This window comes from Streptococcus mitis, assembly GCF_003942995.1.
Taxonomy (GTDB): Bacteria; Bacillota; Bacilli; order Lactobacillales; family Streptococcaceae; genus Streptococcus; species Streptococcus mitis_CV.
On sequence record NZ_RJOH01000001.1, the window covers coordinates 33,825 to 48,496 of the forward strand.

General features: G+C 37.6%; 13 protein-coding genes and 1 pseudogene. 11 read left to right on the forward strand and 3 right to left on the reverse strand.

The window, feature by feature from the left end; all coding sequences use genetic code 11:
• Window position 1 precedes the first annotated feature (1 nt).
• From D8836_RS00180 to D8836_RS00195, 4 genes are all read left to right on the forward strand, one after another.
• Entirely contained in the window at window positions 2-2,434 is a 2,433-nt protein-coding gene (locus D8836_RS00180) for an ATP-dependent Clp protease ATP-binding subunit (RefSeq protein ID WP_125392820.1), read from the forward strand.
• Window positions 2,435-2,581: 147 nt separating this feature from the next.
• Complete coding sequence (locus D8836_RS00185; RefSeq protein ID WP_125392821.1) at window positions 2,582-3,640, forward strand: AAA family ATPase; 1,059 nt, start codon at window positions 2,582-2,584, stop codon at window positions 3,638-3,640.
• Between the two features lie 9 nt (window positions 3,641-3,649).
• Window positions 3,650-4,429 carry a nicotinamide riboside transporter PnuC gene (gene pnuC, locus D8836_RS00190; RefSeq protein WP_125392822.1) on the forward strand — a complete coding sequence of 260 codons (780 nt, stop codon included), beginning with the start codon at window positions 3,650-3,652 and terminating at the stop codon, window positions 4,427-4,429.
• Between the two features lies 1 nt (window position 4,430).
• Window positions 4,431-5,204 (forward strand): NUDIX domain-containing protein, encoded by a 774-nt coding sequence (locus tag D8836_RS00195; protein ID WP_125392823.1) that lies wholly within the window; start codon window positions 4,431-4,433, stop codon window positions 5,202-5,204.
• 72 nt (window positions 5,205-5,276) lie between these two features.
• Here the strand turns inward: D8836_RS00195 and D8836_RS11305 are convergent, their stop codons facing one another.
• On the reverse strand, window positions 5,277-5,507 hold the full coding sequence (locus D8836_RS11305; RefSeq protein WP_049546898.1) for a hypothetical protein: 231 nt from the start codon (window positions 5,505-5,507) through the stop codon (window positions 5,277-5,279).
• Window positions 5,508-5,785: 278 nt separating this feature from the next.
• Between D8836_RS11305 and D8836_RS00205 the strand changes: the two genes are divergently transcribed.
• On the forward strand, window positions 5,786-6,484 hold the full coding sequence (locus D8836_RS00205; RefSeq protein WP_125392824.1) for a hypothetical protein: 699 nt from the start codon (window positions 5,786-5,788) through the stop codon (window positions 6,482-6,484).
• Between the two features lie 70 nt (window positions 6,485-6,554).
• Here D8836_RS00205 and D8836_RS00210 read toward each other — a convergent pair.
• Window positions 6,555-6,782: pseudogene (locus D8836_RS00210) on the reverse strand (tRNA dihydrouridine synthase DusB); the annotation flags it as partial.
• A 903-nt stretch (window positions 6,783-7,685) separates the two neighbouring features.
• On the opposite strand from D8836_RS00210, the gene D8836_RS11310 reads away from it, so the two are divergent.
• From D8836_RS11310 to D8836_RS00240, 6 genes are all read left to right on the forward strand, one after another.
• On the forward strand, window positions 7,686-8,672 hold the full coding sequence (locus D8836_RS11310; RefSeq protein WP_260468257.1) for a sensor histidine kinase: 987 nt from the start codon (window positions 7,686-7,688) through the stop codon (window positions 8,670-8,672).
• The gene (locus D8836_RS00220) at window positions 8,650-9,255 is read left to right on the forward strand and encodes a response regulator transcription factor (RefSeq protein ID WP_023947315.1); all 606 of its coding nucleotides are present in this window, start codon (window positions 8,650-8,652) and stop codon (window positions 9,253-9,255) included. Before D8836_RS11310 ends, D8836_RS00220 begins: the two co-directional genes overlap by 23 nt.
• 98 nt (window positions 9,256-9,353) lie before the next feature.
• Entirely contained in the window at window positions 9,354-10,247 is an 894-nt protein-coding gene (locus tag D8836_RS00225) for an AvrD family protein (protein WP_023947317.1), read from the forward strand.
• The gene (locus D8836_RS00230) at window positions 10,247-11,023 is read left to right on the forward strand and encodes an AAA family ATPase (RefSeq protein WP_049501960.1); all 777 of its coding nucleotides are present in this window, start codon (window positions 10,247-10,249) and stop codon (window positions 11,021-11,023) included. The genes D8836_RS00225 and D8836_RS00230 overlap by 1 nt, the downstream gene beginning before the upstream one ends.
• An 8-nt stretch (window positions 11,024-11,031) precedes the next feature.
• Window positions 11,032-11,709 carry an ABC transporter ATP-binding protein gene (locus D8836_RS00235; protein WP_000614114.1) on the forward strand — a complete coding sequence of 226 codons (678 nt, stop codon included), beginning with the start codon at window positions 11,032-11,034 and terminating at the stop codon, window positions 11,707-11,709.
• 146 nt (window positions 11,710-11,855) lie between these two features.
• Window positions 11,856-13,973, forward strand: a complete 2,118-nt coding sequence (locus D8836_RS00240; RefSeq protein WP_260468258.1) for an ABC transporter permease — start codon at window positions 11,856-11,858, stop codon at window positions 13,971-13,973.
• A gap of 146 nt (window positions 13,974-14,119) precedes the next feature.
• Here the strand turns inward: D8836_RS00240 and D8836_RS00245 are convergent, their stop codons facing one another.
• Window positions 14,120-14,671 carry a cysteine hydrolase family protein gene (locus D8836_RS00245; protein WP_049499130.1) on the reverse strand — a complete coding sequence of 184 codons (552 nt, stop codon included), beginning with the start codon at window positions 14,669-14,671 and terminating at the stop codon, window positions 14,120-14,122.
• Window position 14,672: the final 1 nt, after the last annotated feature.

The following is a 14,672-nucleotide window of genomic DNA, read 5'->3' on the forward strand; positions in this document are numbered from 1 at the left end:
GATGAACTATTCAAAAGCATTGAATGAATGTATCGAAAGTGCCTACATGGTTGCTGGCCATTTTGGAGCTCGTTACCTAGAGTCTTGGCACTTGTTGATTGCCATGTCCAACCACAGTTATAGTGTGGCAGGGGCAACTTTAAATGATTATCCATATGAGATGGACCGTTTAGAAGAGGTCGCTTTGGAACTGACTGAAACGGACTATAGCCAGGATGAAACCTTTACGGAATTGCCGTTTTCTCATCGTTTGCAGATCCTTTTTGATGAAGCAGAGTATGTAGCGTCAGTGGTCCATGCTAAGGTGTTAGGGACAGAGCATGTTCTCTATGCGATTTTGCATGATGGTAATGCCTTGGCGACTCGTATCTTGGAGAGGGCTGGTTTTTCTTATGAAGACAAGAAAGATCAGGTCAAGATTGCTGCCCTACGTCGAAATCTAGAAGAACGTGCAGGCTGGACTCGTGAAGACCTCAAGGCTCTACGCCAACGCCATCGTACAGTAGCTGACAAGCAAAATTCTATGGCTAATATGATGGGCATGCCCCAGACTCCAAGCGGTGGTCTCGAGGACTATACGCATGATTTGACAGAGCAAGCGCGTTCTGGACAGTTAGAACCAGTCATCGGTCGGGACAAGGAAATATCCCGTATGATTCAAATCTTGAGCCGGAAAACCAAGAATAATCCTGTCTTGGTTGGAGATGCGGGTGTCGGGAAAACAGCTCTGGCGCTTGGTCTTGCCCAGCGTATTGCTAGTGGTGATGTGCCTGCGGAAATGGCCAAGATGCGCGTGTTAGAGCTTGATTTGATGAATGTCGTGGCAGGGACACGCTTCCGCGGTGACTTTGAAGAACGTATGAACAATATCATCAAGGATATTGAAGAAGATGGTCAAGTCATCCTCTTTATTGATGAGCTCCATACCATCATGGGTTCTGGGAGCGGGATTGATTCAACTCTGGATGCGGCCAATATCTTGAAGCCAGCCTTGGCGCGTGGAACTTTGAGAACGGTTGGTGCCACCACTCAGGAAGAGTACCAAAAACACATTGAAAAAGACGCAGCCCTTTCTCGTCGTTTCGCCAAAGTGACGATTGAAGAGCCGAGTGTGACAGACAGCATGACCATTTTACAGGGTTTGAAGGCGACTTATGAGAAACATCACCGTGTGCAAATCACAGATGAAGCAGTTGAAACAGCCGTCAAGATGGCCCATCGTTACTTGACTAGTCGTCATTTGCCGGACTCTGCTATTGACCTCTTGGACGAAGCAGCAGCAACAGTGCAAAATAAGGCAAAGCATGTAAAAGCAGACGATTCTAGCTTGAGTCCAGCTGATAAGGCCTTGATGGATGGCAAGTGGAAACAAGCGGCCCAGCTAATTGCAAAAGAAGAGGAAGTGCCTGTCTATAAAGACTTGGTGACAGAGTCTGATATTTTGACTACCTTGAGTCGCTTGTCAGGTATCCCAGTCCAAAAACTGACGCAAACAGATGCTAAGAAATACCTGAACTTGGAAGCTGAACTCCACAAACGTGTCATCGGTCAAGATCAAGCAGTTTCAAGCATTAGCCGTGCCATTCGTCGCAACCAGTCAGGGATTCGCAGTCACAAACGTCCGATTGGTTCCTTTATGTTCCTAGGACCGACGGGTGTCGGGAAGACTGAACTAGCCAAGGCTCTGGCAGAAGTTCTTTTTGACGACGAATCAGCCCTTATCCGATTTGATATGAGTGAGTATATGGAGAAATTTGCAGCCAGCCGTCTTAATGGAGCTCCTCCGGGCTATGTAGGTTATGAAGAAGGTGGGGAGTTGACCGAGAAGGTTCGCAACAAGCCCTATTCTGTTCTCCTTTTTGACGAGGTAGAGAAGGCTCACCCAGATATCTTTAATGTCCTCTTGCAGGTTTTGGATGACGGTGTCTTGACTGATAGCAAGGGACGCAAGGTTGACTTTTCAAATACCATTATCATCATGACGTCAAATCTTGGTGCGACAGCCCTTCGGGATGACAAGACTGTCGGATTTGGGGTTAAGAACATTCGTTTTGATCAGGAGAATATGGAAAAACGCATGTTTGAAGAACTGAAAAGAGCTTATAGACCTGAGTTTATCAACCGTATTGATGAAAAGGTGGTCTTCCATAGCCTATCTAGCGACAATATGCAGGAAGTGGTGAAGATTATGGTCAAACCTTTAGTGGCAAGTTTGGCTGAAAAAGGCATCGATTTGAAATTACAAGCTTCCGCACTGAAATTATTGGCAAACCAAGGATATGACCCAGAAATGGGAGCCCGTCCACTTCGCAGAACCCTGCAAACAGAAGTGGAAGACAAGTTGGCAGAACTTCTTCTCAAGGGAGAATTAGAGGCAGGCAGCACACTTAAGATTGGTGTCAAAGCAGGCCAATTAAAATTTGATATTGCATAAAAATGGAGAATCAGGAGTAATCTTGATTCTTTTTTGTGCTACTTTTTTATAAAAAATGATAAAAAAGTATTGACAAAATAAAAATATAGTTTATAATAAAAACATAGATAATGAAAATATCAAAAATTATAAAAAGGTAATAGGCTTATGAAAAAGAAAACAGCAGTGGTATTTGGGACCTTTGCTCCGCTTCATCAAGGTCATATCGATCTGATCCAGCGAGCGAAGCGGCAGTGTGACCAGGTATGGGTTGTCGTTTCAGGCTATGAGGGAGATAGAGGGGAGCAGGTAGGCTTAACGCTTCAAAAAAGATTCCGCTATATCCGAGAGGCCTTTGGTGATGACGAGTTGACCTCGGTTTGTAAGTTAGATGAGACCAATCTTCCCCGTTACCCTATGGGTTGGCAGGAGTGGTTGAATCAAATGTTAGCGGAGATTTCCTATGATGAAACCCAGCAAGAACTAATCTTCTTTGTGGGAGAACGTGACTACCAGCAAGAATTATCTAAACGTGGTTTTGAGACTGTCTTGCAAGAAAGAAAGTTTGGTATCTCAGCGACTATGATTCGGGAAAATCCAAGCAAGTATTGGAAATACATCGCTCAACCCTTCCGTCGTCAGTTTACAAAGAAAGTGTTGATTATGGGAAGTGCCAGCAATGGGAAGACCACTCTAGCAAAGGATTTGGCAAGGTATTACGATGCACCAGTCAGCTTAGAATATGCGCGTGAGTACCAGATCAAAAACAATGTCCGCGATGATGAATTGACTCCAAAGGATTACTATTATCTCCTCTTGGGGCAGTATGACCAGACCTCTAAGTTAATTGACAGCAATGCCAATAGGGGACTGGTGATAGCAGACACCAACTCCTTAGTAACCAAGGGCTACTATGATTATTACATGGAGACTGAGGACCAAGGGGATTTATCAGGAGAAACCTTTGATAATCTCTTTGCCTCTATCTTGGCTAAGGAAAAATGGGACTTGATTCTCTTTGTGCAGCCTGTCGGCTCCTATGTCAATGACGGATTTAGAGATATGACCATGGCAGAAGATCATATTCGTCATAGTTTTTCCCAGCATTTGGACCAGATGAGGGAGCGCTACTTAGCAAACATTCCACTAGTTTATCTAGCTGAGGATTATCTAGGAAATTATGAAGCGGCAAAAGTGGCTATTGATGTCATTTACCAAGCAGATTAGGAGAAAATTATGAAAAAATTAACTGAAAAAATCACACAATTTATCGAGAACTTTAAAAATGTCCATGCGGAAGCCCGCAAGATCGGTTTTGCAGGAATCATGAACCTGCTCTGGAAAGATCTCTTTGTCGGCCGTAGCCTCTTCCAGTGGTTGTATCTCATTGTCCTGTCAAGTGTTCCCTTGAGCTTGGAATTCACGCAAAATACAGAAAGTCATGACTGGATGAGCTTGTTTGCATCTTGGACTGGGATTGTCTGTGTTATCTTGGTAGCAGAAGGGCGTGCAAGCAATTATCTCTTTGGGGCCATTAACTCTGCTATCTATTTGGTTTTGGCTATGAATGCGACTTTTTATGGTGAAGTTTTGACGACCGTTTACTTCTTTGTCATGCAGCCGATTGGCCTCTATGCTTGGCTGTCCAATCGTATCAATGACCAAGGAAAAGTAGAAGAATCTCATTTTGAAGCTAAGAAATTATCTATTTTTGACTGGCTCAAGTACTTGGTCTTGACTGCTATCATCTGGATTGGTATGGGCTTAGCTTACCAAAGTATCCATAGTGCTCGCCCTTTCCGTGATAGTGTTACCGATGCGACCAATGGTGTGGGTCAGCTATTGATGACACGTCTTTACCGTGAGCAATGGATTTTCTGGATTGCAACTAATCTCTTTAGTATTTACCTTTGGTGGGGTGAAAATATCCATATCCAAGGGATGTACTGGGTTTACACACTCAATAGTCTAGTAGGTTGGTACCAATGGACCAAGGCAGTTCGTAAGGAGGCATAAAATGACGGACACGATGATTCCAGCAGGGATGACGGAAAAAGAATATTTTGAAATTCATGCCAGTCAGGAGGAGTTTTTGGATTGGTACTACAAGCAGGAACTCCCTCAATACGAAAAACCAAGTGTGACGGTGGATATGGTAGCCTACTGCTTTGTCGAAGGAAAGATCAAGCTCTTATTAATTCGTCGCAAGGCTCACCCTTATCAAAATTGTTTGGCTCTGGTTGGAGGCTTTATGGATAAGGGTGAAGATGCTGCGCATGCCTGTCAGCGCGAGGTGAGAGAAGAAGTCAATCTCGAGCTTCCTTTGGAAAAAATTGAGCAATTGATGACCGTATCGACCCCCGGTCGTGACCCACGGGGCTGGACAGTGACCATTGCCCACTTGGTTTATTTGCCTAGTCGTGCATTAGAACTTGTTCAAGCAGGAGACGATGCTAGGGATGTGGTTTTTGTAGATGTGGATTTTCAGACGGGCAAGTGCTTCTTAGAGGGAGTAGAGTTGGAGGAGCAAGCCTTCGCTTTTGACCATTATGCCATTATCCAAGAATCCATCAAACGAATCCAAGGCCGTCTCGACTGGAATCCGACCTTCCTCTATCTGCTGGAGGAGGAATTCACTGTCTATGAAGGGACTGAACTGGTCAATCTTATCAACCCCGGTCGTCCAATCGTCAGCAATAACTTTCTCGTAAAATACGGAGAATATGTAGAAGAGGTCGGGCTCAAACGAGTACCTAAAAAGAAACCAAGAAAAACCTATCGATTGAAATAAAAAACGAGGTCGGGAAAAGTTCCCGATCTCTTTATTTGCCTTTATTAGTTTGATTTGCTGTTGCGACTGTTTTTATGAATGGCTATTTTTCTTAGAGTTGCTCATGATGCGAATGAATAAATCTTTGTATTTATATTTTAAATAGGTTTCGTGTAAGTACAATAAAGCTATATCTACAATCATAAAAATGGTTATTAAGTAAAATAAATCAAATGTAGTCTGAGCGTAGCGAATTGCAGATTGATAAGACCAGAAAGCTCCCAAAATCAACCAAGGAAGATACTTGTAATATTTGCTTAACATAAGCCTACACCTCCTATATTCTATTTCAATGTTATTATATTCCTTTGCACTTAAAGGTGCAAGCGATTACACAAAAATAAATTCAAATTTTTAATAGGAAAATCTCCTGCTTTTCTATTTTATTACGAATAAAAGAGTAGGAGGAGTAAATGTATCTAAAGTATTTAAGATTTTTAAAATAGTTTAGATAAATCGTTGACATATTTAAATTATAATGTTACAATTATATTACAAAAAGATTTCTTTATATTTCTAAAATATTACAAAGGAGTAGAAAAATGAAAAAGAAAACCTATATCAAATTGATGACAGCAACTGTATTGGCTTCTACCTTGCTATTAGGAGCTTGTGGAAATAAAAAGGAAACAACTCAAGCAAGCAGTTCTGCTAAGACAAGCCAATCATCAAGCTCTAAAGCAGCTTCTGCTAGCAAAGAAAGCAAGACTCAGAAATCCTCAAGTTCAGCTTCATCTGAAAAGGCCAAGGCGTCTACTGACCAGTCTTCAGCAACTGCAGCACCATCACAAGCGGAACCTGCGCCAGAGCAAAGGCAAGGTCAAGAAGTAGTTAATCAACAGGCTGCTAGTCAACAAACTCCTGCTCAGGCTCCTTCAACTCAGCAGGCTCCTCAAGCCCAGTCTAATCAATCAAGCTATGATCCAACAACTGACCGCAAACTTCAAGACAAGCAAGCAGAGCAAAATAAACGCTACAAGGGTGTTTTAACCATGGTAGATGGTGATTTCTCAGCTGCAGCAGGCAATTGGAAGGGAGCAAATGGCGAAACCATCACAGTTTCATCAGGAGGTCAATTCACAGTAGAATCTGCTGATGGAAAGAAAGAAAACTACTCTATCAGAGGCTATTCTTATACTCTTGATGATGGCAAGTATAATGCCAAAATCGGTGGAGGGAAAGTCATCCAAATTACAACAGGAGCGGATGGCAAGGTTTCCAGTGTTGCTTTGAATCAATAATAGCGCTCAGTATTTGAATTTTTACAATCAAAAACCCGTCAACTTTAAGAGAGTTACGGGTTTTAATCTATTAAGCCTTATGCAACTGCAAGAGAGCTTCAATCTCTGCCAGAGTGCTAGCTTGTGAAATGGCTCCACGGAGTTTGGCAGCGCCAGATGTTCCACGGAGGTAGTGAGGAGCGAGGCCACGGAATTCACGAACTGCTACGTTTTCCTCTTTGAGGTTAATCAAGCGTTTCAAGTGCTCGTAGGCGGTTTTCATCTTGTCTTCAAAAGTCAAATCAGGTAGGATTTCACCTACCAGAAGATTGTATCAGTTATATCTCGAAAGAAAAAAGAATAAATTTAACTATAAAACCTGTCTTATTGAATGAAAAAATGGTAGAATAAACATCAATATCAAGTGAAATGTGGAGTGTTACAAACAATGAAGTCAAAAATGTTTCGATTTTCTTTGGTTTTGTTATTTATTTTCTTTCTTTATTTTTCGTTTTCAATTTTTAACCGAACGTACAGTGGAATCACCGTAGATAAACATGAGAATGAGTGGATAGTTAGACAAGTCCATAATCTGGGAAGCTTTGCAAATCATCAAGAGATAATAGGGTCATCTATTATACAAATAGACGATCAGAATCCAGATAGTAATTTCTTATTATCTCGATTTTTAATTGTTGAACCGCTTCATTCTGTGACAGTGTTAGATAGGGGAATTTCAAAGACTTTAATAATAGAATCTGGGAGATCAAGCCAAATTATCTTTCTTGTTTTATCAATCATTGCTTTTCTGATTCTACTGTTATTTCGCTTATACATAAAAGGCAGAAGTAAAGGAAAAACTGGGAAACGATATTTTTATTTTATTAGTTATACTAGTCTGATGCTATTATCGATCATTCCATCAAGTATAGGAGATGTATTTGGTCGTAGTCTATTAATTTCATACTTGACTTTATTTCCATTATTCATGGATATCTTCATTAGAGTGTTAGTCTTAAAGANAAAAGGTTCAACCATTTCTAACTTTTCTCGTATTATACTGGGCTATTCACTCATCACTCAACTTTTGTATGTTTATAATCTTATACAGCCTATTGATTTTTTAACCATCTTTTTTTCTAGGGGAGTATTTTATTTAGTATTTTTCTTTTTAGTTATCCTACTGTTAAAGATGCTTATAAATTACTATCAGAGAAGAGAAATGCTGCCAATTCATACCTTATTTTTAGCAGTTCTGGCCTTATTTCCTTTATTTTTTGGATATATTTTCCCGATTGGTAAGGAAGTTTCGTTTATTTATAGTATTCCTCTATTGTTGCTTATTTTGTTCTCTATTGTGAATAACTTGATACTAGAGCGAATGATATATGTTGCTTGGAAGTGGAATCCATTCATATATAACTTGATATTTTCCGTTTTTTTTACTAGTCTAATTATTCTTTTTAGTCTGTTATTAAGAGAATTTTCTCCAATTTTTTTCGTTCTTTACACTTTTCTTTTTTCACTAGCTTTGTTACCTGAAATAAGGAAAATGATGTTGATTAGCCATAAAATGGAGGGAATCTTTAGTAGTTTTCATACTTTTGTAGCTACTGAATTAGAGAGGGAAGAAATTGCAACGTTTATACATGATACTACAATTCAGAAGGTTATTTATTATAAAAAGCAGTTAGAAATTAGTGAACACATTAATAGAGGAGCTTTATTAGAGATGTTGGATGATATTGTTTTTGAATTAAGAGATTTATGTTCCAATATCTATCCTTTAATGGTGCATGAATTAGGGTTGAAAGAATCTATTACTAGCATATTAAATCAATTCATGAAGATGGAAACTGTTTCGATTATGACAACTTTTTCAATAGATGAAGAAAAAGTTAACGATAAAGTGGGCACGTTTGTATTAAGGACAGTTAAAGAACTAGTAAATAATAGTATTCTTCATGGGAATGCTAGAGAAATTACTGTAGATTTATCTACAAAAGAAAAGATTTTATCAATTGAAGTTATAGATGATGGTATTTTTAAGGGAAACTATCAGTCTAATGAACATCATTTTGGTTTAAATAGAATTGTAGAGAAGGTTCATTTATTGGGGGGAACTGTTCAGATAAATATAGAACCTACAAGTGTGAAGATACGGATACCTATAGAAGGGAAGAAAAATGATTCGTTTGGTTTTGATTGATGATCACAGTTTAGTATTACAAGGATTGGAGAACTATTTTTTAAAGGAAGATGATTTTAAAATTGTTGGTTCCTATACAGAAGTAGCAGATTTACTTCTCTGTCTTAAGAATGAAAAGGTAGATGTGCTAGTTATGGATTTTATGTTGAAAGGAGTAACGGCATTTGATGTTATTAGTCAAATAAATAGATTTCTGAATACAGTTCCCAAGATAGTTCTTTTATCAGGATTTTATGACACTTTGTTACATAAGAGAGCGATGGATTTTGGGATTCAAGCTTTTTTACCCAAAGAAAGTTCTTATTTGGATGTTAAAAGTGCAATTTATGCTGTTTATAAGGGAAATCACGTTATTCCAGATGGTTTGTTAGAAAAGCAAGAAAATAATCTATTGACAGATACGGAGTTAAGTGTATTGGAACTGATTGTAAAAGAATATTCTAATGAAAAGATAGCAAATAGTTTATTTGTCAGCAGGAGAACAGTGGATACCCATGTTTCAAATATTTGTTCAAAGTTGGGAGTGACGAGTAGAGTTGGAGCTGTACGTGAGGCTATTCGATTAAATCTAGTATCTTTATAATTTTATACTAAAAAGGCAAGAAGGTTTTCGTAAATTACGGATTCTTTCTTGTCTTTTTTTGTTTAAGATAGAGTCAGTTTAAAAGATTGGAGAAGTATATGCTAACAGTAGATTATTTACTTGGAGACAATAAAAATCGTTATTTTGGTAGAGGGCATAAGAAGACGACTTATGAAGTTAAGTTGAAAAATATTTTAGAAGGAGTTGGGTCTCTTCATCAAGAAGGTTTGTGGTCTAGTAAACAATCTGAAATCATACAGCAACACCTGAGTACATTAGATGGAATAGTATTAGCTCATTTATTTGGAAGTGAAATACTGAAAAGAATGGGAGTGAGATTAAATCAGTATAGGTTAAGCCATTTTGAGATAAAGTCAGGGATAAAAGCTATAGAAGAATTGGTAAATTTAAAATTAGAATTACAAAATTTCAAAATGACGAACCAAGTGATTGAATTTGATTGCTTGGTAATGGATATGAAAGTTTGTTTAGGATATCAATTATTAGAATGTATGGAAAATGTAGCTGCTATAGGAGAACAAGGTAGAGATTTTTTATCAACTCATTTAAGAGATAGACAACATGATATATACGATGTTGAGTTTTCAGATAGTAGTATATCTTGTAAAGCAGAGCAAGTATTGATCAAAGATATTGAATATAGTGGTGTAGGTAGTCTAGAACAGAATTATTATAGTTTGTTAGAGCTTCTGATTATTTTTTCTCAAATGGCAGAGATGTTAGCCTACCATATCGAAGAGATATCTCGAGAGGAGAGCAATACCATGTGGATGAAGCAAGTAAGTGCAGACTTGAATTCACCAATTTTGAACGGAGTAGTGGAGCTTAGTGGTAGTGTTTCAAAAAATAGATTGTTAAAAATTAGAGAAGAACATTGGAAAGTCTACGAAATGTCAGGATATGATATAGATCATAAGGTAGTCTTTAAAAGTAAAATAGCTCAAAAATTACCTGATGGAGGGGGACAGTGATGGGAAATAGAGAATTAAGGTTAGTCATATCGGGAACTTATTCTACAGGTAAGACAACAACTGCTACAGCTCTTTCGATTGCAACGGGACTTCCCTTAATCGACGCTTTGTCTGCGAGGGAAATTTTGACAGATTTATATCCTGGCAGAAGATTTCAGGATATGTCATCAACTGAATTAATGGCACTAGGGCTAAAGCGTTTTGAGGAGAGAATTCGTACAGAGGGAATTTTATACAAGGAACATGGAAGTTTTCTATCAGATGGTTCAGTATTGAATGAATGGATTTACGGTACTGTTCGAATGAGGGTAGGAATTAATCCAGGATCAGCATTCATTCATCGATTGATGAAATCTATTTTAGGTATTCCGGGTCGACGATTTTTCAAAAAATATTTGACTGCTTATGGGGTTGTCTCTAAGAATCATGCGAAACTGTGGTATACAGATGTTGTTCATTTACCAGTAGAGTTTGCAATGGATCCAGATGGGCATAGACCAGTATCTGAAGAGTATCGAAATTTATCAGATGAGGAATTATATGAAGCTTATAGGAATTTGGGTCTGACACCTTATTGTGTCAAAGGTAGTCAGAAAGAACGGTTAAATCAGATCATTCAACATTATGAGTTGCCAATAGTTGTTTCAGTAGATGAGGCTATTTCCTTAGCTGAAAAGGTTATACGAGAAAACAGGGAAGCAGTATCTAAACGTATCATAGAACAGTATGAAGAGCCTACATTAAAGGAAAAAATAAAATTTATGACAAGATATTAGGAGTATGTATGATTCAGTTTCAAAATATTAGTAAGATTTATAAGGTAGGAGAGCAAGAAGTTCGTGCTTTAGATCAAGTTAGTTTTTCTATTGAGAAAGGGAAATTTACAGTTATTTTAGGTCCATCAGGTTCAGGGAAAAGTACGTTACTAAATTTACTTGGTGGGATGGATCGTGCGACATCAGGAACCTTTATATTTGATGAGGAACTAGTAACAAAGTTTACGGACAAGGAATTATCTGCTTATCGAAAAGATAAAATTGGTTTTGTTTTTCAATTTTATAACTTAGTTCCAAGTTTAACAGCCAAGGAGAATATAGGTATTGCAGCAAATTTAGTGAAAAACAATAAAGAAATTGATATGTATTTAGATCAAGTTGGTTTACTTCATAGAAAAAATAATTTTCCTAATCAACTTTCTGGAGGTGAAATGCAACGTGTATCAATTGCAAGGGCATTGGCTAAAGAACCTAGTCTATTATTGTGTGATGAACCTACAGGAGCGTTAGATTCAAAGACAGGTGATAGTATTTTAACTTTATTGAAGGAAGTTTCTAGAAATGGGAATGCTGCAGTTGTAATGGTTACACATAATAGAGAGTTTGCTAAATTTGCAGATCGAGTTATATATTTGAAAGATGGAAGTATTGAAAAAATAGAGAATAATGAAGAGGTGCTGGGATGAGGTATCTTCATATAAAATTATTAAGAGATCTTCGGCAAAATTGGCAACAATTTTTCTCTGTTTTTCTGATGTCTCTATTAAGTGTATTAATCTTTGTAGGGCTACAAGGAGCTTGGCATGGACTTGAAAAGAGTCTAGAGAGTTATTTGAAACAATCTGAACTTCCTGTTGTTTGGGTTCAAGCGAGACAAATTGATGAATCAAAAATTAAGCAGGTTGAACTATTATCTTCTGTTGAAAAAGTTATCAGTAAAAAGAAAGGATTTGCTAATATTGTTCGTTTAGACAAGACTGACGGACGAATCAATCTTGAAACGATTACAGATAATCAACTGGTTACAGTAACAGAAGGAAGTTCTTTTTCTGAAGGAAAACAAGATTCGATTTGGATTGATGGGAATTATGCGAAGAAGAATCATTTACAGATTGGAGATTCAATTTCTATTTCATCAAGGGGGAAACAGATAGATTTAGAAATTGTAGGATTTGTTCAGGCCACAGATAAGATTTATTTCACAGGTAGCATGGAATATATCGCTCCAAATCCTGACAATGATGCCTATGGTTATATTGCAGATAATGAAATTGCAAAAGGAATTCTGGGTTTATCGTCAGATAATGCCTTAGAAATTTATGGTTCTAAGGTAGATTTGCGAGGAGATTTAGAGTCTATTTTTGGGGGCGATTTAGTTTCTTATCAAGATCAAAAAAGTTTAACTGAAATATCAGAAGCTACCGATCGAGTTGGGCAAATTAGAAACTTATCTTACTTATTTTCTTTTATCTTTATTTTGTTAGCTATTTTGGCTATGTTTACAACCATTCAGCGTTTGATTGATGGCCAAACAAAAGAGATTGCTGTATTAAAGGCTCTAGGCTTTTCAAATCAGGCTATCAGTTTACATTATATTTTATTTGGCTTAGTAGTAAGTTTATTAGGAAGTTTCGCAGGCTTTGCTATTTCTCCCTTGATGTCATGGTTTGTACTAGAAACTCAAAAGTCAATGTTTACACTTCCAAATTGGCAAATATCTTATTCGTCTTCATCAATGGTTGTCGGTATTGTAGTCATTATTATTTGTGTTTTAGCTGCCTATTTAGCTTCTAGAGAGTCAGCTAGAGGCTTACCAGCAATATTTTTAAGAGGTAAAGAAAAAGTTGCTAAATCTGTTTTTGTGGAAAGATTTTCCTCTATCTGGCAACGAATTTCTTATCCTTCTAGATGGGCAATTCGTGATGCCTCGTTTAATCGTATTCGAGTTTTGATGGGAATCGTGGGAGTTGCAGGAAGTATGATGTTACTGATTGCTGGAATTGGTATGCCTGTGTCTATGAATCATCTTGTTGATAAGGCATACAATGAAGATTTTTCTTATTCAAAACGCCTAACCGTAGCGGATTATACATCTTCTAAGTCTAGATATGGTGGGCAAGGTGTACAAATTTCACAGGCACATTTTAATCCAGATGATGGCTACAATCGTTTATTGATTATATTTGATGATGGAGATATGATCCAAGCAAAAACAGAGAGTGCGGATTCTTTGAAAGATGATGGTTTGTATATAACTAGATCATTTGCCCGTTTAGCAGGTATTAAAGTCGGAGATTTTTTAAATGTGACTCCCTATCAAGATGGTCATACTTACAAGTTTGAAGTAAAAGGGATTGTCACAAGTGAAACCAATCAAGGGGCCTATCTTCATGCTAGAGTCTTTGAAAAAGCAGGGGGAGATTTTACTCCACATACTTTATTAGTTGGATCAGAGGTGGACCAAGATACTATTAAGCAAGACAAAGGTGTTCTATCTGTCATTGAAAAAGGTAGCCAAGAAAAAAATGCCTATGATTTTGTAGCTAGTTTGATGAGTGTATTTCTAATGATTATTGGCTTTGCTTTATTACTGGTTATTATTGTTCTCTATAATCTGGGTTCTTTAAACTTTGTAGAGAGAATGAGAGACTATGCTACATTGCAAGTATTAGGATTTTCTAATCAATATCTACAGATGGTGACTCTTCTTGAGACTATACTGACTACCTTTATTGGGTGGCTAGTAGGAATTCCTTTAGGAATATGGTTTTTGAAAGAGTATGTAGCAACATTTTCGACGATTCGAATTGAGTATACCGCTTATGTCAGTATGTATGTCCTTGTTTTTGCTACGTTATTGGTTTGGTTTACATCTTTAGGGACTGCTTATTTTATTAGTCTTCGTATGAGAAAGATTGACATGATTAGTGCTCTAAAGGGGGTAGACTAGTATGGTCAGTTCTGAGTGTATCTATAGACATTTATGAATAATTGTTAATCATCAGTTCTAAGGTCCAAATTTACCTATTTGTGTATTGGTTCACTACATTACTGTATTCAAAATCCGTCAGCTCAAATAAGAGTTGACGGATTCTTTTATACTTGTACTTGGGTTAAAAATTCTTCTGTAGTAAGAATTTGAGCAAACTCATCTTGTAGAGAAAGGAGATTAATCTCATGGATAGTCTCAGGAGAGATGGCCTGACCGTTTTTGTTAGATAGGGTAAAACTGGCAGTGGCATCTGCTAGTAAAGTGACTTCAAAACCAAGATTTGCTGCCATTCGTGTCGTAGTAGATACACAATGAGGCAGAGTCAAACCAACAACGATTAAATGACAAATCTGATTTTTTCGTAAATAGGTTTCAAGATTTGTTCCAATAAAGGCGCTATTAACCGTTTTTTGAAAGACAGGTTCTGAAGCAAATGGTTCAAATCCACTTTTAAACTCCTGATTTTGTTTGTTATGAAATTGCGACTGGGGATTATCAGATATGTGCTGAATATGTAAGACCGGAAGACCGTGTTTACGAAAGTATGCTAGTACCCTCAATGCTTGATGTTCAGCTTGAGGGTTGTTTCGTTCTCCCCAGATAGGTCTATCAAATGCTTTTTGCATATCGATAATCAGTAGAGCAGTATGAACCATT

What these genes read in the sequence shown, in the direction of transcription:
- D8836_RS00180 (WP_125392820.1), top strand. Translation starts at nt 2, where the DNA reads ATGAACTATTCAAAAGCATTGAATGAATGTATCGAAAGTGCCTACATG.
- D8836_RS00185 (WP_125392821.1), top strand. Translation starts at nt 2,582, where the DNA reads ATGAAAAAGAAAACAGCAGTGGTATTTGGGACCTTTGCTCCGCTTCAT.
- pnuC (WP_125392822.1), top strand. Translation starts at nt 3,650, where the DNA reads ATGAAAAAATTAACTGAAAAAATCACACAATTTATCGAGAACTTTAAA.
- D8836_RS00195 (WP_125392823.1), top strand. Translation starts at nt 4,431, where the DNA reads ATGACGGACACGATGATTCCAGCAGGGATGACGGAAAAAGAATATTTT.
- D8836_RS11305 (WP_049546898.1), bottom strand. Translation starts at nt 5,507, where the DNA reads ATGTTAAGCAAATATTACAAGTATCTTCCTTGGTTGATTTTGGGAGCT.
- D8836_RS00205 (WP_125392824.1), top strand. Translation starts at nt 5,786, where the DNA reads ATGAAAAAGAAAACCTATATCAAATTGATGACAGCAACTGTATTGGCT.
- D8836_RS11310 (WP_260468257.1), top strand. Translation starts at nt 7,686, where the DNA reads ATGCTGCCAATTCATACCTTATTTTTAGCAGTTCTGGCCTTATTTCCT.
- D8836_RS00220 (WP_023947315.1), top strand. Translation starts at nt 8,650, where the DNA reads ATGATTCGTTTGGTTTTGATTGATGATCACAGTTTAGTATTACAAGGA.
- D8836_RS00225 (WP_023947317.1), top strand. Translation starts at nt 9,354, where the DNA reads ATGCTAACAGTAGATTATTTACTTGGAGACAATAAAAATCGTTATTTT.
- D8836_RS00230 (WP_049501960.1), top strand. Translation starts at nt 10,247, where the DNA reads ATGGGAAATAGAGAATTAAGGTTAGTCATATCGGGAACTTATTCTACA.
- D8836_RS00235 (WP_000614114.1), top strand. Translation starts at nt 11,032, where the DNA reads ATGATTCAGTTTCAAAATATTAGTAAGATTTATAAGGTAGGAGAGCAA.
- D8836_RS00245 (WP_049499130.1), bottom strand. Translation starts at nt 14,671, where the DNA reads ATGGTTCATACTGCTCTACTGATTATCGATATGCAAAAAGCATTTGAT.